This window comes from Singulisphaera acidiphila DSM 18658, from assembly GCF_000242455.2.
Taxonomy (GTDB): domain Bacteria; phylum Planctomycetota; class Planctomycetia; order Isosphaerales; family Isosphaeraceae; genus Singulisphaera; species Singulisphaera acidiphila.
On record NC_019892.1, the window covers coordinates 5,271,703 to 5,291,722 of the forward strand.

General features: G+C 61.0%; 11 protein-coding genes, 1 pseudogene and 2 CRISPR repeat arrays (1 of these 14 cut by a window edge). Of the genes and pseudogenes, 7 read left to right on the plus strand and 5 right to left on the minus strand.

Translation table 11 applies throughout. The features are described 5' to 3' along the window. Nucleotides 1-83 precede the first annotated feature (83 nt). The 4 genes from SINAC_RS38120 to SINAC_RS20885 all read left to right on the plus strand — a co-directional run bounded on the left by SINAC_RS38120 (nt 84) and on the right by SINAC_RS20885 (nt 5,662). Nucleotides 84-1,670, plus strand: a complete 1,587-nt coding sequence (locus tag SINAC_RS38120; RefSeq protein WP_157579444.1) for a hypothetical protein — start codon at nt 84-86, stop codon at nt 1,668-1,670. Nucleotides 1,671-2,103: 433 nt separating this feature from the next. Continuing rightward, a complete protein-coding gene (locus SINAC_RS20875; protein ID WP_015247581.1) occupies nt 2,104-3,015 on the plus strand; it encodes a hypothetical protein in 912 nt (303 codons plus the stop codon). Between the two features lie 347 nt (nt 3,016-3,362). Then, the gene (locus SINAC_RS20880) at nt 3,363-4,748 is read left to right on the plus strand and encodes an IS4 family transposase (RefSeq protein ID WP_015244181.1); all 1,386 of its coding nucleotides are present in this window, start codon (nt 3,363-3,365) and stop codon (nt 4,746-4,748) included. Nucleotides 4,749-5,368: 620 nt separating this feature from the next. Then, the gene (locus SINAC_RS20885; protein ID WP_015247582.1) at nt 5,369-5,662 is read left to right on the plus strand and encodes a hypothetical protein; all 294 of its coding nucleotides are present in this window, start codon (nt 5,369-5,371) and stop codon (nt 5,660-5,662) included. Between the two features lie 49 nt (nt 5,663-5,711). Here SINAC_RS20885 and SINAC_RS20890 read toward each other — a convergent pair whose 3' ends face one another. From SINAC_RS20890 to SINAC_RS20905, 4 genes are all read right to left on the minus strand, one after another. After that, nucleotides 5,712-6,419 carry a hypothetical protein gene (locus SINAC_RS20890; RefSeq protein WP_015247583.1) on the minus strand — a complete coding sequence of 236 codons (708 nt, stop codon included), beginning with the start codon at nt 6,417-6,419 and terminating at the stop codon, nt 5,712-5,714. Between the two features lie 152 nt (nt 6,420-6,571). Beyond that, a CRISPR array of direct repeats spans nt 6,572-10,340; the repeat unit is 37 nt; unit sequence GCTTCAATGGGGCCACGGCCCGGAGGCCGTGGAAGAC. Nucleotides 10,341-10,917: 577 nt separating this feature from the next. Then, nucleotides 10,918-11,430 carry a GNAT family N-acetyltransferase gene (locus SINAC_RS20895; protein WP_020467535.1) on the minus strand — a complete coding sequence of 171 codons (513 nt, stop codon included), beginning with the start codon at nt 11,428-11,430 and terminating at the stop codon, nt 10,918-10,920. 255 nt (nt 11,431-11,685) lie between these two features. Then, complete coding sequence (locus SINAC_RS20900) at nt 11,686-12,909, minus strand: EstA family serine hydrolase (protein WP_015247585.1); 1,224 nt, start codon at nt 12,907-12,909, stop codon at nt 11,686-11,688. Between the two features lie 106 nt (nt 12,910-13,015). Beyond that, nucleotides 13,016-14,011, minus strand: a complete 996-nt coding sequence (locus SINAC_RS20905) for an alpha/beta fold hydrolase (RefSeq protein WP_015247586.1) — start codon at nt 14,009-14,011, stop codon at nt 13,016-13,018. A gap of 359 nt (nt 14,012-14,370) precedes the next feature. Between SINAC_RS20905 and SINAC_RS20910 the strand changes: the two genes are divergently transcribed. The 3 genes and pseudogenes from SINAC_RS20910 (at nt 14,371) to SINAC_RS38975 (ending at nt 17,520) form a co-directional block, all read left to right on the plus strand. Then, complete coding sequence (locus SINAC_RS20910; protein ID WP_015247587.1) at nt 14,371-14,658, plus strand: hypothetical protein; 288 nt, start codon at nt 14,371-14,373, stop codon at nt 14,656-14,658. A 474-nt stretch (nt 14,659-15,132) separates the two neighbouring features. Beyond that, nucleotides 15,133-16,224: a serine hydrolase domain-containing protein gene (locus tag SINAC_RS20915; protein WP_015247588.1), complete on the plus strand. Its 1,092-nt coding sequence runs from the start codon at nt 15,133-15,135 to the stop codon at nt 16,222-16,224. Nucleotides 16,225-16,750: 526 nt separating this feature from the next. Then, nucleotides 16,751-17,520: pseudogene (locus tag SINAC_RS38975) on the plus strand (IS5 family transposase). 276 nt (nt 17,521-17,796) lie between these two features. Here the strand turns inward: SINAC_RS38975 and SINAC_RS20930 are convergent. Continuing rightward, nucleotides 17,797-19,182, minus strand: a complete 1,386-nt coding sequence (locus SINAC_RS20930; protein WP_015244181.1) for an IS4 family transposase — start codon at nt 19,180-19,182, stop codon at nt 17,797-17,799. 683 nt (nt 19,183-19,865) lie between these two features. Then, a CRISPR array of direct repeats spans nt 19,866-20,020; the repeat unit is 37 nt; unit sequence GCTTCAATGGGGCCACGGCTCGGAAGCCGTGGAAGAC (it continues 5,322 nt past the right edge of the window).

The following is a 20,020-nucleotide window of genomic DNA, read 5'->3' on the forward strand; positions in this document are numbered from 1 at the left end:
GCTTTGGCTTTTGTGATGGGCTGTTCGTGCAGGGTGGCCTGAAACCATTGACCGTCAATCGAGTTCTCTCGCAGAAAGCAGATATGATGAGGAATCGCCTTGGAGTGCTTGGGCTCGTTGCGGTCCTGTTTGCCGGTACCGCGTCGGGTCAGAACGTACCGAAGCCGTCGACTTCCGACTCCGTGAACGCGGAGAAGGAGACCCGGTATCTGGCCTTTCAGATTTTCACCCACTACAGTTCCGACCCGAAAGTGGCGGTCCTTCTGAATAGCGGGAGCCGCGAGCCCGTCTTGCCGGGCACGGCGGCGCTTCGGAACTGGGTTGAGGACATCAAACGGCGAATCGGCACCGTGGGCGACGAGCGAACCCGGCTGGCTGTCATGCTGGGGCCGCTCTGCTTTGAACAGGATGACGCCGAGGTCACCAGGTTCATTGAACTCGCGTTTCGTTTGGCCCTGGAGACCGATGTGGCCGTCGGGTTCCATATCGACGATTCGATGTTCTGGGCGAAGCGCAAGGACCTGTGGAGCGACCCGAAGAACGTGGAGGCCCTGGACTGGGACGGGACCCCCTGCACGGGCCGACGCCTGAACTGGGGGAAGGAGCCGACCGCCGCGCCGCCGCAAATGTGTTTCAACAGCAAGGCGATCCAGCGCGAGGTGCAGCAACGCTCCGCCCTGCTCGGCAAGGCGATCCAGGCGGGCGTGAAGTCGTTGCAGGAGCACAAGAAGCCGGAGCTGTTCGCGGGGGTGATTGCCGGCTGGGAGACCATGATTGGCCAGGACTTCAAGACAGGAAAATATCTCGGCTATCGTGCGCTGATGAATCGAGGGTTCAGCCGTGAACGTCCTCCTCAGGACATGAATCTCGAACGGGAGAAGGTCGTCCAGGAGTTCATCGAGCACTGGACGAAAGGACTGGCCGAGGCCGGTGTTTCCCCGCAAAAAATCTATTCGCATACCGCCTTCCTCTCGCGCCGGGCGTTCAATCTCGGCGACGATAAGGCGATCACGTACATGAAGCGTGATAAGGAAAGTGCCTACTCACAACACAATCACTTTGCGCCTCCGTCCATGGCCTTTGGGGAAAACCATCGCCCTGGTTTCTCAACCTATCCGCAGCCTGGCCTGTTCGAAGACATTTACGAACAAATGGCCAGGCACAAGCAGGTGGGCTGGGCCTCCAGCGAGGGGACGAATATGCAGCCCTCGAGCGGCCCCGGGCAAACGGGCATGGATATGGAAACGTACCTGGCAAAGATGTTCAACCATGGCGCAACCCTGGTGAACCTCTTCTCCTGGGGAGTCGGGGGCGACGCGATGAAGACGATGGGCTTCCGCGTGGTCACCGAGGGGGAAGAGGCAATCAGGGCGTATCGCAAGTTTCTGAAGGGCGATGCGCTGGTCGAAGCGAAAACGGAGGAGAGCCTGATGGAACGCTTGCCTCCCAAGATCCACAAAATCCAGAAGGAACTCCCCGGCTGGATCGAGAAGGCCGAAGTCGACAGCAAGAAGAAGGCCATGTCGCTCATGAAGCAACTGCAAGAACAGATGAAAGCCAAGAACTTCGAGGAAGTCGAGGAGACCGCGAATTCCCTTCTGAAGATGATGAAGGGCGCGAGCGCACCGGCCGCTGCCCAGGATACCCCCAAAGAGGCGGGAAGAGGGTAGGAGCCGGCCGATCTTTTGTTGTAGCCGTTCACAGGGTGGGAAAGCTGAAAACAAGCGATTTCCGGGCGTTGAGAGGGCAAAATCAACGATTCAATCGTCCTTAGGTCTTTCAAACTCCTTGTTTTTGAGGGTCTCCAGGGTGTGAACGGCTACCTTTTGTTTTCAGTGGCGCCGATGCGGTGATTCTTAGTGTCTGTCTCGGAAGGTCAGGCTTCACCGGGAAAGGAAGGACGCTGGGGTGCCACGGGTTCCGTACTCGGACCCCGTGCGCCCCGGCCAAGGAATTCCCGCACGGGGTCCGAGTACGGAACCCGTGGCACCCGAAAGATGATCGAAAAATACCGATAGGATTCGCCTTCTGGGACAGACTTTTACCTCGGCCGAAGCCGTGGCGTAGAACGGATCGATCTCTTCAGGCAGGAGTGTTTTCACTATGGGAGGCAATGGCGTGCGCGTCCCTCATTTCGTAATCGCTCTCGCATATTTATTGAGCAGCCTCGCAATCCCGAGCGTCTCATACGCTGCTGATCTCAAACCTTACCCGTTGCCACCTGCGGCAAGAGCCGACATTGAGAAGCTCGCTGCGAGCAGCAATGTCCTGATTCTGGGGGAGACCCACGGGACTCAGGAAGTGCCGGAACTGACCGCAAGCCTCCTGGAACCTCTTGCTAAACTGGATTATCACATATTAGCGATTGAAGTGCCCAACAAGGAGCAAGCCTCCTTGCTGGCTTGGGCACACGGGAAAACGGAGAGAGTCCCGGATTTCTTTGCGAATCCCAGTGGAGATGGTCGAGGAAATGCCCAACTCTTATCGCTGGTCCGCATCGCCGTTTCTCCGCCATTTCGATGGCAGGTGATCTGCTTCGACGACACCGAGTCGATGCTTGAACAACAGCGCCTTATTCTGATGCAAAAGAAGCCGACCGGGGGCGCAGAGGCACCTCAATTGACTGCCGAGGATGGCATTGCCCTCTGGCGGGCGCGTGACGCCGCAATGGCGGCAAACCTGCTGAGAGAAACCAAGTCGCTCAAGACGACAAGCAAGATTTTGGCGGTCTGCGGAAACCTCCACGCTCGTGTCACGAACGACATGCAGGATCCGGATCTATCCAAGCTCTGGCCTTCGTTTGCGGGGATGCTGAAACAGGGGCAACCCGCATGGCGTGTGAGTTCCGTGAATATTGAGTTTTATCGTGGGGCCTTTTTCAACGAGGGAAAAGTGCGCACGATCCAGGGACGGCCCCTCGAACATGCTGTCGTCCGATCGGCGGATCAGACGGGGTGGAATCTCGAGTTGAGCTTGCCTGAGGCGACCCCGGCAACCTTTCATTTCTCCAAATGAGCACGCACAATGACCGTGCCTCTCAAAGTTTGTCCCAGAAGGCGAATCCTCCCGTTGTGTTTGTTGATCGCGGAGGGGGGCTGGACCTCTTGTGACAGAGCCGCCCGCCGATCCTTTTTTTTCTGTCCCTCCCCTTCCCCCCTGGGACCGGCCTCTGTTTGCAGCCCCGAAGGGGCGACCGTTTCTAGCCAGGGGTGAAACCCTTATCCTTACCAAGAACATTCGTACAGAATCCAGAGTTTCCCCCTGCTTTTTTCGGGCAATCTGGCATAGTCAATGCTTCTCTTGACCCACCCGTCGGTCTGACGGCCCGGGGCAAGGTACCCTGGCTTGCTCGGATGCTCATCATGAGTCCCACACTGACCGACCCTGAGGCTTGGGCCCAAGCCAATTTCGCCGGTGCCGATCTGGGCGACAAACGCCGAGAAACGCGGCTGATCCGACTCGCCACGCAAATCGCCGTGGATTCCTCGGCCAGTCTTCCGAAAGCGACGGGCAATTGGGACGACCTCAGGGCCGCTTATCGCCTGCTCGACTCCTCGGCCGTCAACTTCCGGGCGATTGCCGAGCCGCATTGGCGTTCGATCCGGGAAACCAGCCCCGAGATGGCCCTGATCCTTGACGACACCACCGAGATTGATTTCGGATGCACCCGACAGATTCAAGGCGTGGGGCCCGTTGGTACGGGCACGGGTCAGGGCTTCATGATCCACTCCGGATTGATGGTCTCCCACAAGGACGAGGTCGTCTACGGCCTCGCAGGCCAAATTCTCTTTCATCGCAAACCGGTTCCCAAGGGGGAGAGTCGGACGCAACGCCGCAAACGCGATCGCGAGTCGGAGGTCTGGGGAAAACTCATCGAACTGATCGGTTCCCCGCCCCAAAACACACGCTGGGTTCACGTCATGGACCGTGGATCCGACGATTTCGAGGTCTATTGCCGCGCCCAGCGTCAGGGCGTCGATTGGGTCGGACGGGTCAAGAGCCTGCACCGACGCGTCCAGGGTGCCGATGGTCTCGAACGCCCGTTGCAGGAGGAACTCGAATCGGTACCGCAAGCGGGTTGCTTCACGCTCAAGCTGCGGTCTCGTCCCGGATTGCCGGCGCGAACCGCCAAGCTCACCGTCACGTTCGTGCGGGCGACGATGCTCGTACCGCGGCAGCCCGCGGACTCGCTGAAGGGTCTCGATCCGCAACCGATCGCGCAATACGTGGTGTGTGTGCGTGAGGTCGATCCGCCCGCCTCGGTCAAAGAACCGATCGAATGGGTGCTGTACACTTCTCTGGAAGTGGCCTGCCTTGAGGATGCGTTGCGGATCATTTCCTATTATGAAAAGAGATGGCTGATCGAAGAATGGCACAAAGCGTTGAAATCGGGTTGCAGTGCAGCCGATCATCAACTCAAGGCGAGCCATCGGCTGGAGGCGCTGACGGGTCTGCTGTCAGTGGTGGCGGTACGGCTCTTGCAGTTGAAAGGGATCGCCCGATCGGAACCGGAACGGCCGGCGATCGAAGCCGCCCCGCCAAAATATGTGGCCGTGCTCCGCGCGTTTCGGCGAACGACTGAGGCGTTGCCATGGGGAACGTATCAGTTTTTTCGGGAGTTGGCGAAACTCGGGGGATTCCTGGGACGGAAGGGGGACGGTGAGCCGGGATGGCAAACGATCTGGAGGGGATGGATGAAGCTCCAAGCGATGGTTCAGGGGGCTGAGCTGGACCTTCGCTTGGAGTAGCATTACTGCGCAAACGTTCTTGGTAAGGACAAGGGTGAAACCCCTGGAAGAGACGCGACAAATTAGCGCTCCGCAGCCCCGAAGGGGCGACCGTCTGAATGAGTCTAACGCCTTTAACGGTCGCCCCTTCGGGGCTGCAATTCATATGGAATTGAACTCATGTTAATTTTCATGAGTTTCATCCCTGGCTAAGAACGGTCGCCCCTTGGAACGCCAACGAAACGATTTCCCGAAATCGGACCACCCATCCCCCCAGGAAATGAGGAAGTTGTTCCGTCAGCGTTCCGCGCGACCAAGGACAACAAGTTGTCCTGGCCACCCAAGAAGGCTTCCGAGTCTTCGAGTCCCGTGGAGGGCCAGGCTTGAGAGGCCCCACTCCTGACCCATGATTTCCGTGCGCCACTCGCAAGTGATCCGCCGTAGTAGGTAGACCCATAGTGAAAATCGACTTGGAGCTTCAATGTCGGGATTGCTGGACACAAAGAATACCATAATCATTGTGGATTTTCATAAATAGTCCGTAGCGCCTTTGCCATAGGACGATCATGATGGCGAGTTTCGCTCTGGGAATCGTCCATTTCGCTTGAGAACCAATTTCGGAGCGAACCCAGGAGGATCTCATGGCGTTCTGGCCTATCGTCGGCTGGAGTTCGGTCTGCTTGGGCTGCGTGGCGGCACTCTACGGACTTCATCGCCTTGGTTTGAGGCTCGAAGAGCAGGGTTACATCTATTACTGGTATAAAAAGCCGAGTGGGAGCGCGGCGGGCTGTTTCGTCGCCCTTCAGAGAGCCGTCGAGCCACAAGTCCAGCATGTCGAACAGGCCCGAGCCGAGCAAAACCGCGATGGCGATGACGAATCGGCTGGGCGCAGGCGCGCTCAAGAGGCAGAAGAGGGGCAGGAGCCGATGAACTGAGGATCCCCACCTGGGCGGCTGCTGATCCTTTTTTTTTGCCCTCGGTTTCTTACGGGGCTGTCTTGGATTCTCGGTTGAGCTTTGCCTTGAGCTGATGCTCCTTGGCTCGGATCCGATCATGGATCCTGTCCCGATCTGCCGGCAGAGCGACCGCGTACCGCTTCAATTCCTCGCCGATCGCGACGAGTTCTCCGCACAGGGAATCCTCGTCGGGTGTCCAGATCTTTCCCTGCTCCCACCCCGCGAGCGGGTCGTTTCTGCCACGGTCGATCAGGGGTACGAACCGCGAGAAGTGATAGTTGACGCCATCTGCCCCGAGCCTTGGATCCTTGGGATACCGGGTGCTGCGAAGCATCCGACGCCAAGTCTTATTGAGGGATTCCGCCGTACTCCGATCGAGGGGGGCCCGCGACCGCTTCACCTGGACGTCCTGAGCGCCTTTCGCAAGAAAAAGCTTCGTTTCCGCGCCCACGTATTCCACGAAGTAGGTATGAGGGGCATCGAGTTCCTCTCCATCCTGTCGGACGACCGTCACGACCCACTCCGGCTCGTCGAATGAGGGGAGACAGACCATGCGCGCCAGATGATAATACGTCGCCTCTTTGAGCAGTACCTCACGAATTCTCTTCGAAGAGTTCCACGTCGAGTCGGTTGCGTTGAGGATCCCGTTCTCGGGTTCCAAGTGGCTTTGCGCCGAGGCGCATAGGCAAGCGATCCATTGCGACGCAAGAATGACGACGGCGAATCGAGCGATCATTTAATTGTGTAATCATTATATGAAAAATGGCGATTCTTGTTCGGGCGCTACGCTTTGAGCTTGTCGCAAGCCGATCAATAACGAAACGGAAAAGGGGCAGGAGCCGATGGATTGATGATCCCCACTCGGGCGGCTCTTGCTCCCCTTTTCCGCCTCCAATGGGGCCACGGCTCGGAAGCCGTGGAAGACTTTGGAGTTGAGCCGACCGACCGGGGCGAGAATGCGCTTCAATGGGGCCACGGCCCGGAGGCCGTGGAAGATGTTCACGGCTTGGGCTCCTGGCCAGCGTACGTGATCGTGCTTCAATGGGGCCACGGCTCGGAGGCCGAGGAAGACGGTGGGCATCGACACCAACGATCCCGACTTGCACAAGCTTCAATGGGGTCACGGCTCGGAGGCCGTGGAAGACGACGTCACCGCTGCTGCGGGCAAGAAACTCTACTGGCTTCAATGGGGCCACGGCCCGGAGGCCGTGGAAGACAGAGTAATGCATGGCCTGTAAAGTTGGCATGTCGACGCTTCAATGGGGCCACGGCCCGGAGGCCGTGGAAGACTGACCGAGAATCTGCGGATCTCCGGAAATATCCTCACGCTTCAATGGGGCCACGGCCCGGAGGCCGTGGAAGACGTCTGCACAGGCATCCGAAAAGCTCAGCAACAAAGGCTTCAATGGGGCCACGGCCCGGAGGCCGTGGAAGACGCTCAACGTTGCGTCCTGGCCGAGTCGGAATAGAGTGCTTCAATGGGGCCACGGCCCGGAGGCCGTGGAAGACCAGCCTCGCGGAGGAGCCGGAAGAGGCCGCTCAATTGCTTCAATGGGGCCACGGCCCGGAGGCCGTGGAAGACAGGACCCGAAATGGACCCTCGATCCGGCAAACAAGCTTCAATGGGGCCACGGCCCGGAGGCCGTGGAAGACGTCACACCTCGGTGGACGGAGTAATCCCCGGCTGGGTTGCTTCAATGGGGTCACGGCCCGGAGGCCGTGGAAGACCTTTTATGCTCGCGTGGCCTGGTTGGTTGTCGTCACGCTTCAATGGGGCCACGGCCCGGAGGCCGTGGAAGACGCTCCTGCCGTGACATCCCTGAAAAAGGCTACGCAAGCTTCAATGGGGCCACGGCCCGGAGGCCGTGGAAGACTCACTTGGACGATTTCAAAAAGGCCCTCGGGATAGCGCTTCAATGGGGCCACGGCCCGGAGGCCGTGGAAGACAAGCTCCGACGCAATCCACTGTCCGCTGGTGTGGAGGCTTCAATGGGGCCACGGCCCGGAGGCCGTGGAAGACGCCGTTTCGGCTCCAAACAACGGTTTCGTATACCGCTTCAATGGGGCCACGGCCCGGAGGCCGTGGAAGACACGGCGTCACAAACGCGGCAACAACCACATTTTGCACAGGCTTCAATGGGGCCACGGCCCGGAGGCCGTGGAAGACCACGCCATCCCTTTGCGGGTCAGAGTGTCAGTGGAGCGGCTTCAATGGGGCCACGGCCCGGAGGCCGTGGAAGACCGAGACCTGGCCGTCCAGATCGACCGGCGTGACTTGCTTCAATGGGGCCACGGCCCGGAGGCCGTGGAAGACAACAATTCGCCGGACCACAACCCGGGGATCCTCGAGCTTCAATGGGGCCACGGCCCGGAGGCCGTGGAAGACTCGCGTCGGGCGCGGCTGTATATACCGCATGGAACGGCTTCAATGGGGCCACGGCCCGGAGGCCGTGGAAGACAAGCTCAAGCCGGCTACCTCAACGGACGCACAATGCTTCAATGGGGCCACGGCCCGGAGGCCGTGGAAGACCCGATCTGGAGAAGAGAGTTCTAAAAGGCTTCGACGCTTCAATGGGGCCACGGCCCGGAGGCCGTGGAAGACCGGAAAGGTGCAGCAGAACGCCGAGGCTTACATCGCCGAGCTTCAATGGGGCCACGGCCCGGAGGCCGTGGAAGACACTGGCCGAGGATCCGGCCCACAATATTCGAAATGCTTCAATGGGGCCACGGCCCGGAGGCCGTGGAAGACGAGGCTGGGAAAAATCTGGAGGACAGCAGCAGCCGGCGCTTCAATGGGGCCACGGCCCGGAGGCCGTGGAAGACCGCCGCTGGAAGAGTCCTCGACCCCATCGAGTCCCCCGCTTCAATGGGGCCACGGCCCGGAGGCCGTGGAAGACATCAGGTTGAGAGTTGCCGTCTTCTTGGCGTAATCAGCTTCAATGGGGCCACGGCCCGGAGGCCGTGGAAGACGGGAAAGTTCTACGGTGTGAACATCGAGATCGAAGTCGCTTCAATGGGGCCACGGCCCGGAGGCCGTGGAAGACCCTGCTCCTCTCACTGAAGGCGGATGCGATGCACATTGCTTCAATGGGGCCACGGCCCGGAGGCCGTGGAAGACGACCGCGTATTGCCACTCGTCGTAGCAGAGCGATGTGCTTCAATGGGGCCACGGCCCGGAGGCCGTGGAAGACTTCCAGGGTCCATGTCGAAACCTGCTCAAACCAGGAAAGCTTCAATGGGGCCACGGCCCGGAGGCCGTGGAAGACGATGCGGCCAGGCAGCGACGTTGGCCGAGTTGTGGCGCTTCAATGGGGCCACGGCCCGGAGGCCGTGGAAGACGGCCTGGCTGACAAGACCTGGCTCGAGAAGAACTAGCTTCAATGGGGCCACGGCCCGGAGGCCGTGGAAGACGAGTTGGTCGGCAAGCCGTTGGCCGCGCGTGAAGACGCGCTTCAATGGGGCCACGGCCCGGAGGCCGTGGAAGACAGGAGAAGAGGAACTGACTCAGGCCGGCGTACGTGTGGCTTCAATGGGGCCACGGCCCGGAGGCCGTGGAAGACGTCGCTCCAGGGTGACCGCTACTTGGTTCAGGGCTGCGCTTCAATGGGGCCACGGCCCGGAGGCCGTGGAAGACTTCTCGGCATCACCCAGCTTGGCATGCCAAGCGCCGCTTCAATGGGGCCACGGCCCGGAGGCCGTGGAAGACCGGGGACTCGATCCCCGAGCTGACCAAGCGGGTGCAGCTTCAATGGGGCCACGGCCCGGAGGCCGTGGAAGACACAGACACCTCCGGGACAGGTTTGCGGGGCTTGTGGCTTCAATGGGGCCACGGCCCGGAGGCCGTGGAAGACGCCGGAGTCGAGGTTGGCACGGATCGGGATGGTCAAGCTTCAATGGGGCCACGGCCCGGAGGCCGTGGAAGACGGCGATTATCCTGTTAACAAGATCTGGAGATTTACGCTTCAATGGGGCCACGGCCCGGAGGCCGTGGAAGACCAAGACGACGGCTATAACGTCGTTATAGGGTTAACGCTTCAATGGGGCCACGGCCCGGAGGCCGTGGAAGACTGTCGTCAGGCTGTACTACTGTCACGGCCTGACCATGCTTCAATGGGGCCACGGCCCGGAGGCCGTGGAAGACGTCAGCGAGCGACCAGTGCTTCGCGTGACAGGCCGATCGCTTCAATGGGGCCACGGCCCGGAGGCCGTGGAAGACGATTCGGAGCAGCGTGCGGTTGCAGCCTGCCGTAATGGCTTCAATGGGGCCACGGCCCGGAGGCCGTGGAAGACCGACCAGGCCGATGCCAACCCGGAGCTCAACTGATGCTTCAATGGGGCCACGGCCCGGAGGCCGTGGAAGACTTTCGTCCTCGATCTCGGCGAACTCGTGCGTTCTCAGCTTCAATGGGGCCACGGCCCGGAGGCCGTGGAAGACGGCGATATCGCCCTTCGCACGCTGGTCGAAGTCGACGCTTCAATGGGGCCACGGCCCGGAGGCCGTGGAAGACGGCGATCCCGAGCCGCAAGGGACCGGTCCAGGCCTGGGCTTCAATGGGGCCACGGCCCGGAGGCCGTGGAAGACGGGATTGCAAGTAGCTATCACCTGGTCCCGAGGATCTTGCTTCAATGGGGCCACGGCCCGGAGGCCGTGGAAGACGGCCGGCGATCGATCCTCTTGGGGGAGAGGGGGTTAACCACGATCCCGCGAGAGGTGGCTTCGAATGGCTCGATCACTCGGGCGTGTTGATAAGTCGCGTTGCCCGAAATGCGTTGGGTGAAACCGTTTCGGGCACGCGAGAGGGGGTTGGCGGTGATATTTGATCCAACTCCTGATTGTCAAAGAGCTTGACGCTGATTGGTGCGCAGGGGCCGATTTCATGACCCACGTGCTCGCGGCTGTCGGCTTTGCCAAAAGGACTGCGCTGGGGCCCTTGGGGTGGTCGTTCCCCAGGTGTGGCCGGACGCTGAGGCACCCATGAGGCGTGAGTCGATGCGGCTGAGGTTCGCCGGGGCCGGATGGACGACGACGGGGCTTCGCGGGTTCCCTCCGATCCTGGGCGAAGATTCGTCCTCGCCGTCACGTCATGGAGTATCTTCTCCGCCCGCGATCCACGTCAAGGATTTCCGAACCAATGAGAGGTCATTGGGACACGTGTGCCCGTGGTTTCTGTCTCTTGCGGTGATTTTTGTGCGGATCCAGAACACTCGAGAGACCGAATCGGCGGGGAGGACGATCAGGGGGTCTCCGGCTTGGGCGGGATGCGGAGGGCCGAGATGACGAGTCCTCGCTTGGTCCCTTGGACCAGGGCGATCTCGGTGAGATGTCCCAACGGCTGGAACCCCAGGCTTTCGTTGATCCGGCGGGTGGCTTCGTTGTGGTCGAAATGCATGCTGAGGAGGGTCGTCACGCCCAGGCGAGGGCACTCCGCGATCACCCACTGCTTGAACTGCCGCCCGATGCCCCGGCGCTGAAAGGCGGTGGCGATGTAGAGGCTGACTTCGGCCGTGGCGTCGTAAGCCGCCCGCCCGCCGTAGAACGAGGACAAATAGGCTGTGGCGGCGATCTGGCCGTCCACTTCGGCGACCCAGATCGGCCGCCGCGCGGGGTCGAATTTGCGGAACCAGTCGAGACGGTCGGCCACCGTGATCGGTTGGGTGTCGGCGGTCGACCAACCGGCCGGGATGGACTGGTTGTAAATGTCGACGATCGCCGGCAGATCGGCTTCGGTTGCGTCTCGGATGAACATGTCCACGGTGTCTTCCTTCTGAGCGGTTCCGGTGCTTTGCGGATCGGCTCGAAGGGTCTTACCGAATGACCCCGTGCAATTCAAGGGCGAACGCTTGAGAATGGGGAGATTTTAACCACGAATGACACGAATTACACGAATGAAAACAATGAAATTTAATCATGAATTAAAAATATTTTTGATTTTTCATTCGTGTGATTCGTGTCATTCGTGGTTCGTTGTCTGTGTTCCTGCCTTTCTTTGATGAGGTGACGATTAGCCGAGGCACTTTGCTACCGCGGACGTCAGTTCGATGGCGCGCGGATCGACCATGGTGGCCGCCCAGAGATTCGGAACGTAGCCGAAGCCGACCCGAGACTCGGGATCGGCGGCCCCCAGCGACCCTCCGCTGCCCGGATGGCCGAATGACGCTGGGCCGAACATGGACATGACGGGCGGGGCCGACCGCACAAAACCGAGTGACATGTTGAATAGATTCTTGGTGGCGGGCAGCAGCTCCGGTGGGGCGCCGTGCATGCGAGTGCGATCGGTCTGAGCCACCGTCATCGCGGCCACCGTGTCGGGCTGGAGGAGACGGATGCCGTCGACGTCGCTCACCGTTGCGGCGTACATGCGGGCGATGGAGTGGGCGTTGGCAAACATGTTCGCGCCAGGAAACTCCGCCGCTCGATAGGCCCGCGAGAGCACGTTCTCCCCGGTGACGTCGCCCACGGCCCCAGCCTTCATGAAGGCCGAGCCCGGTCCGTAAACGTCCTTCACCAAGGTCACCGCCACGGCGAGGTCCAACCCCATGAGCTTGGCGAAGTCAGGCGCCAGGTCTTCCATGGACTTGTAAGGGAAGGGGGCCGCCTCGATCCGGGCTATCCGCGGCTCGACCTCTTCGGGGAGACCGATCCATGCGGACAGCCCGAGAGGCTGGGCGATTTCCTCGGCGAAGAATGTGCCCGGGGACCTGCCCGTGATGCGCCTGATGACCTCCCCAACGAGAAAGCCGTACGTCATCGCGTGGTAAAGGTGCTCCGTCCCGGGCGTCCACAGCGGCTTCTGTACTTCCAACGCACGAATCAGCGGATCCCAGGCGCACGCCTCCTCGAACGTCACGGGCGTGTCGACATACGGCAGACCGGCCTGGTGGGAGAGCAACCACCTGACCGGGATCTTCTCCTTACCCGCCGCGCCGAACTCCGGCCAGTACCGAATGACGGGAGCATCGAGATCCAGCTGGCCACGCTGGACGAGGAGATGGGCGCAAATTGCGGTCGCCCCCTTCGTGGTCGAGGCGACGAGCGCGACCGTGTCCCGTTCCCACGGGCGATTCTTCTCGCGATCGGCCAGACCACCCCACAGATCGACCACAGCACGGCCGTCGACGTAGACGCAGCATGCCGCGCCCAGGTCCTTTCCTTCCTTGAAATTGGCGCGGAAGGTGTCCGCCACCTGCCCCCAGCCGTCCTCGACCAAGCCATCGACGTTACTCATCGCGTCACATCCTTATGTTTACGGTGACTTGATTCCGGATTTGCCATCAAGTTGTCTTCAGATTCCGATATCACGAAGCTCTTTATGAGGCCCGAGGAGGCGGCCTCTACCTTAATTTCGCTGTGTTCCCGTTTGCCTTTTCGAGCACCTCGCGGACCGCCTCGATCACGAGGCTGGGCTCATCAAGGTGGATGGCGTGGCCGGCCTTCTTGGCGACCTTGTGTGAGCTGTTGGTGGAGAGGGCGGGCAGGCTCGCTTGGAGGTCCTGGGAGATCTGCTCGAGGGGCTTCAGGATGGCGTCCGGCAGGTCCGGGACCATCTTCCAGTCGGGGCTATGAGTGAGGACCGCCAGCGGTTTGTCTCCCAGGGTGCTGGTGGAACGCACCTGCTCTCGGCTGGTGACGACGTCCATGCCGTCCGGGTTGTCGCTCCCTCTCTCGAGCCGTGACGTGAGGAGTTCTCGGCTCTTCTTCAGGGCAGGGAGTTCCTCGGGCGACTCGGCGGGCAGGCTGGCCAGCCATTTCGACTCCTGGTCGGGGTGGGTGACGTCCACCAGGACCACGCCGGCGACCTCGTCCGGATACAGGTCGGCGAAGACGCGCACGTTCAGGCCGCCGATCGAGTGCCCGACCAGCACGTAGGGGCCGGGCACCTTCGCGTTGATCAGGAGCGCGTGCAGGTCCCGGGCGATGTCTTGGCTGGTGCGGGGCCGCGTCGGTGCGGGGTCGCTCGTGCCCAGGCCGGCGCGGTCGTACAGGCAGACCCTGTTTGTCTTCGCGATTTCTTCACAAACAACCGTCCATTCGTCGCTTTCCACGGCCGCCAGTCCCATGCCCGGCTCGATGACCACCGTCGGAGTGCCTTGGCCTCGGGTGAGAAGCGTCAGTTTGTAGCCGCCGACGTCGACGCTTTGCCGGTTCGGAGCGGTGGCGGCGGGGTCTTCCGCCCTCGTGCAGGACAACGCCGTCAACGCGGTCAGAAGCGAGAAGGCGGCGAGCGGTCGGAAGCGCCTGCCGCGCGCTCTGCCGAGCGTGTTGGCCGGTCGGTCGTCCCGTCCAGCGGAAATGGAGAACCTGTGAGGGGGGGCTGTGGCCTGACTCATGCGGGGTCTCCGGCGTTGAAACGTCAGCACGCGGCGAGAACGAGAACGTCGTCGCCGACGCCCCGCCATAATCTGATTCGCCCCGCCGCCTCGGTTATTGCGCTGGCGTACGGCTCCTGTCACCAGGTTTGTAGTCCTAAATAGATAGGCGGATTCATGCACAATGATCTGTCGCCTTCGGAATCCGTTGCCGATTACTTGTGGTCGAGTCCGCTGGAGTCCGCAGGATTGGGCTCCCGGACGGCATCCATGATCGGATGCGGCGGCTCCCGAGAGATCCGCCTTGACGAACGAACGGCTCGATCAGGGATTGTCGAGCGAGGATTTTCACAGACAGGCGTGGAAGGCGCGACTTGATCATGACCGACGACGAACCCTCGTCCCCGATTTCACGCGGTCCGTTCTTCAGCAATGAGGGGCCTGACGACGGCCTGGTGATGCTGGGCAAGGCACCCTTTCTGGAAGTGCTCGATGGAGCGAGGAAGGTGATCGGCACCGCCTGGCCCGTCGGAGCCATCCCGAGCCGCAAGGGGATGGCCCAACTCTGGTTCCTCGAGGTCGGCCAGATCGGCCTGCCCGGCGTCTACGTCTGTCGTCGCAAGATCTTCGTCCGGATCATGGACACGGCCGAGGACAGTCCGGATTGACGGACGATGAAGGAAAAGCGCCTGCGATTCGGAACGGAATGAGCGCATCGCAGGGAAGGCACGAAAAAAACAATGCCCCGATGACCCCCAAGAGGGGCACCGGGGGCCTTCCCTCAGCCGGATTCGTCTTGGGCCGCTCGAGCGTTGACGCCAACAGGTGGTTGCACAGAAATTGAAGATTTTAACCACGAATGACACGAATAACACGAATGAATTAAATGCAATCAAAAATTGAACAATTTATTGATTTTGTAAATTTTATTCGTGTCATTTGTGTCATTCGTGGTTAAAATTTCTCTTGCTGAGAGTTGCCCCATTCCCCGGGTTCATCAGTGCGACCTTTTGCCGTCCGTTTCCCGGCGGCCTTGCAAGTTTCTGAGGGCAGAGCACCATTTTTTGCGAAGAAATCGGCCGCCGGGACGAAATAGTAGGATAGAGGCAAACCTCCCCGCCCCGAATCCTCGTGGAGTCGTCATGACCCGGCCGATCGCATTCCTGCTGCTGTTTGCCACCACCCCGGCCTTTGCCCAGGCACCGCCCTACGCCCGCGCCGACAAGGTTGATGCCGTCGCCGGGGCCGAGGTCGCCAAGCAGAAGCTTGTTGGGCTGGCGGTCGTCGTCATCGATGAGGGAAGAATTGCGTGGTCGAAGGGATATGGATATGCCGACCAAGAGAAAGCGGTGCCCGTCGACCCCGCCGGGACCCAGTTCCGCTGGGCGTCCATCTCCAAGCCGGTGACGGCCGTTGCTGCCCTGCAACTCGCTGAGAGCGGCCGACTCGACCTCGATGCCGACGTGCGGACGTATGTGCCTGAGTTCCCGGATAAAGGGGAGAAGATCACGCCCCGCAACCTGCTCTGCCACCAGGGAGGGATCGTCCACTACACGAACGGCAAGGTGGTGCGGTCCGAGAAGGAGTACGCCGACCCCCACCCGTTCGCCGACGTGGTCGTGGCGATGGATATGTTCAAGGAGTCGCCGCTCGTCAACCGGCCGGGCGAAAAATACGCCTACTCAACCCACGGCTTTATCCTGCTGAGTGCCGTCGTGGAGCGGGCCGGCAAGCAACGGTTCGCGGACCAGGTGAGAGCACGGGTCGCCGAACCGCTCGGCATGACGAACTTCCGGCCAGATTACCAGTGGGAGGACATCCCGAATCGCGCGATCGGCTATACCCGCACGGATGGGGTCATTGCACGCCGCGACGAGGACCACGATGTGAGCTGGAAGCTGGGCGGGGGCGGCTTCACCTCGTCGGCAACCGATCTGGCGCGGTTCGGGGTCGGCCTGCTTCAGCGCAAACTGGTGTCGGAGGAGACCGAGAAATTGATGTGGACGGTAAACAAGCCCGCCGACCCACAGGGAGCGAAACCCTACGGCCTCGGGTTCTTCGTGCTCGACCTTCCGGGCGGGAGGACGATTGTCGGCCATGACGGGAGCCAGGAGAAAACCCGCACGGCCCTGATGCTTGACCCGAAGGGGCAGCGGGGAATCGCCTTGATGACCAACTCGGAGTGGTGCGACGCGGCCCAACTGGCCCTGACCCTGATGGACGAGCTCAAGTAGCGTCCGCCCCCTCCTTGCATGCCGAATCGCCCGGATCCTGATCCCGGCGATCGGCTCCTCGGGGTCACGGTTCGGAAGCCGTGGAAGACGGTACACTCTCGCAGTTTACCGTCGGATGGCGCTAGCCTTGAAGTCGCGGGCATCCCGCCTTCGACCCGCTGGAGATTGGGCCACGATGCCCCACAAGGCCGTTCCGGATCGGCCGGTTTCTGGGAGCCCCGAAGGGGCGGCCGTCAATAGCCAGGGGCGCAAGCCCCTGGAAATGATTCAGTTTGAGATGTGCTTGTTTTGTCGCTCGCTCCGCCGCGCAGGGCGGGCCGTTGGCCCGCCCTGCGCGGCGGAGTGAGTGGTGCATGACTTCGAGGAAGTCCCCAGGGCCTGCGCCCCAGGGCTAAAAACGGTCGCCCCTTGGAACGCTGACGAAACCATTTCCCGAAATCGGACTACCCATCCCCCTAGGTCGTGTGGACAACAGCTGGGTGATTTTGGTTAATAGCGGTCTCGAATCGACACCACGGAGGCCACCATGCGACACCGCCACGCCATCTCGGACGACGATTGGGGCCGGATCAAGGACCTCCTGCCCGGGCAACCTGGGCAGCATGGCAAGGTCGCCAAGGACAATCGCCTCTTCGTCGACGCCGTCCTCTGGATCGCCAGGACCGGTGCCCCTTGGCGGGACCTGCCCGATCGCTTCGGCCCCTGGAACTCGGCCTGGCGGCGGTTCGACCGTTGGTCCCGCAAGGGGGTCTGGCAACGGGCCATCGAAGCCTTGCAAGATCCCGATCTGGAGTGGCTGATCCTGGACTCGACCGTCATCCGGGCGCACCCTTGCGCCGCCGGCGCCCCCAAAAATGGGACGGGACCGGCGGCCAGACCGAGCAAGCCCTCGGCCGCAGCCGGGGCGGCTTCGGAACCAAGATCCACGGCGGAATCAGCGGTCTCGGGTTGCCTGCCCGGTTGACCCTGACGGGAGGCCAGGCGGCAGACGTGACACAGGCGGGAGCGCTGATTGAGGATGTGCCGATCGAGGTGGTCATCGCCGACAAGGGGTATGACAGCCGAGCCGTGGTTAAAGCCATCGAGGATCGGGGGGCCGAGGCGGTGATCCCGAGCCTGAAGAACCGAGCGGAGCAACGGGCCTATGATCGAGATCGCTACAAAGATCGGAACCTCGTGGAGCGGTTCTGGTTCAAGGTGAAGCAGTACCGACGGGTGGCCACTCGGTATGACAAGACGGCCCGGAACTTCCTGGCGTTTGTTCATGTCGCCTCAATCATGATCCTGCTGAGATAGCCCAACCCCCTGGGCTTGCCCAATTGTTGTCCACACGACCTAGGAAATGAGGAAGTTGTTTCGTCAGTGTTCCTCGGGGCTGCAATCAACACTGGCATCGGAATGTTTTTCAGGGGTTTCGATCGAATGTGGACATACCTCCTGCGAACGCGGGCGACCCGCCCACGGTCCCAGGAGGGGAGGAGGGAGCGGCCTCTGTTTGCAGCCCCGAAGGGGCGACCGTTTCTAGCCAGGGGTGAAACCCTTGTCCTTACCAAGAACGTTTGCGCAGTAATGCTACTCCAAGCGAAGGTCCAGCTCAGCCCCCTGAACCATCGCTTGGAGCTTCATCCATCCCCTCCAGATCGTTTGCCATCCCGGCTCACCGTCCCCCTTCCGTCCCAGGAATCCCCCGAGTTTCGCCAACTCCCGAAAAAACTGATACGTTCCCCATGGCAACGCCTCAGTCGTTCGCCGAAACGCGCGGAGCACGGCCACATATTTTGGCGGGGCGGCTTCGATCGCCGGCCGTTCCGGTTCCGATCGGGCGATCCCTTTCAACTGCAAGAGCCGTACCGCCACCACTGACAGCAGACCCGTCAGCGCCTCCAGCCGATGGCTCGCCTTGAGTTGATGATCGGCTGCACTGCAACCCGATTTCAACGCTTTGTGCCATTCTTCGATCAGCCATCTCTTTTCATAATAGGAAATGATCCGCAACGCATCCTCAAGGCAGGCCACTTCCAGAGAAGTGTACAGCACCCATTCGATCGGTTCTTTGACCGAGGCGGGCGGATCGACCTCACGCACACACACCACGTATTGCGCGATCGGTTGCGGATCGAGACCCTTCAGCGAGTCCGCGGGCTGCCGCGGTACGAGCATCGTCGCCCGCACGAACGTGACGGTGAGCTTGGCGGTTCGCGCCGGCAATCCGGGACGAGACCGCAGCTTGAGCGTGAAGCAACCCGCTTGCGGTACCGATTCGAGTTCCTCCTGCAACGGGCGTTCGAGACCATCGGCACCCTGGACGCGTCGGTGCAGGCTCTTGACCCGTCCGACCCAATCGACGCCCTGACGCTGGGCGCGGCAATAGACCTCGAAATCGTCGGATCCACGGTCCATGACGTGAACCCAGCGTGTGTTTTGGGGCGGGGAACCGATCAGTTCGATGAGTTTTCCCCAGACCTCCGACTCGCGATCGCGTTTGCGGCGTTGCGTCCGACTCTCCCCCTTGGGAACCGGTTTGCGATGAAAGAGAATTTGGCCTGCGAGGCCGTAGACGACCTCGTCCTTGTGGGAGACCATCAATCCGGAGTGGATCATGAAGCCCTGACCCGTGCCCGTACCAACGGGCCCCACGCCTTGAATCTGTCGGGTGCATCCGAAATCAATCTCGGTGGTGTCGTCAAGGATCAGGGCCATCTCGGGGCTGGTTTCCCGGATCGAACGCCAATGCGGCTCGGCAATCGCCCGGAAGTTGACGGCCGAGGAGTCGAGCAGGCGATAAGCGGCCCTGAGGTCGTCCCAATTGCCCGTCGCTTTCGGAAGACTGGCCGAGGAATCCACGGCGATTTGCGTGGCGAGTCGGATCAGCCGCGTTTCTCGGCGTTTGTCGCCCAGATCGGCACCGGCGAAATTGGCTTGGGCCCAAGCCTCAGGGTCGGTCAGTGTGGGACTCATGATGAGCATCCGAGCAAGCCAGGGTACCTTGCCCCGGGCCGTCAGACCGACGGGTGGGTCAAGAGAAGCATTGACTATGCCAGATTGCCCGAAAAAAGCAGGGGGAAACTCTGGATTCTGTACGAATGTTCTTGGTAAGGATAAGGGTGAAACCCCTGGAAGAGACGCGACAAATGAGCGCTCCGCAGCCCCGAAGGGGCGACCATCTGAATGAGCCTAACGCTTTTAACGGTCGCCCCTTCGGGGCTGCAATTCATACTAATTTGAGTTCATCCTGTTTCCAGGGGTTTCACCCCTGGCTAGAAACGGTCGCCCCTTCGGGGCTGCAATTCATGAAAATTTGAGATTATGTTAATTTTCAGTGGTTTCGCCCTTGGCTAAGAACGGTCGCCCCTTGGAACGCCAAAGAAACGATTTCCCGAAATCGGACCACCCATCCCCCCAGGAAATGAGGAAGTTGTTCCGTCAGCGTTCCTCGGGGCTGGCAAAAGCAGTCATGCCCCTGGCGAGCGTTCTCGCCAGCGAGTGGGCCACCCCACGACAAGACGGCCAACAGACGCAGATTGTCATTAGAAATAGGTGATAGTGAATTTATTGTAATGTATTATGTTTTTATGTGCGTATTAGATCGGAGGCCGTGGAAGACTCCGACGGCCGCCACGCACGTGAAGCCTTGGATCTACGCTTCAATGGGGCCACGGCTCGGAAGCCGTGGAAGACGTCCGCAAAGGAGGCTCTTGTAATGGCTCGAATATTGGCTTCAATGGGGCCACGGCTCGGAAGCCGTGGAAGACCTCGGGGCTGACGCGATTGCGATCAGCGAGGCGACAGCTTCAAT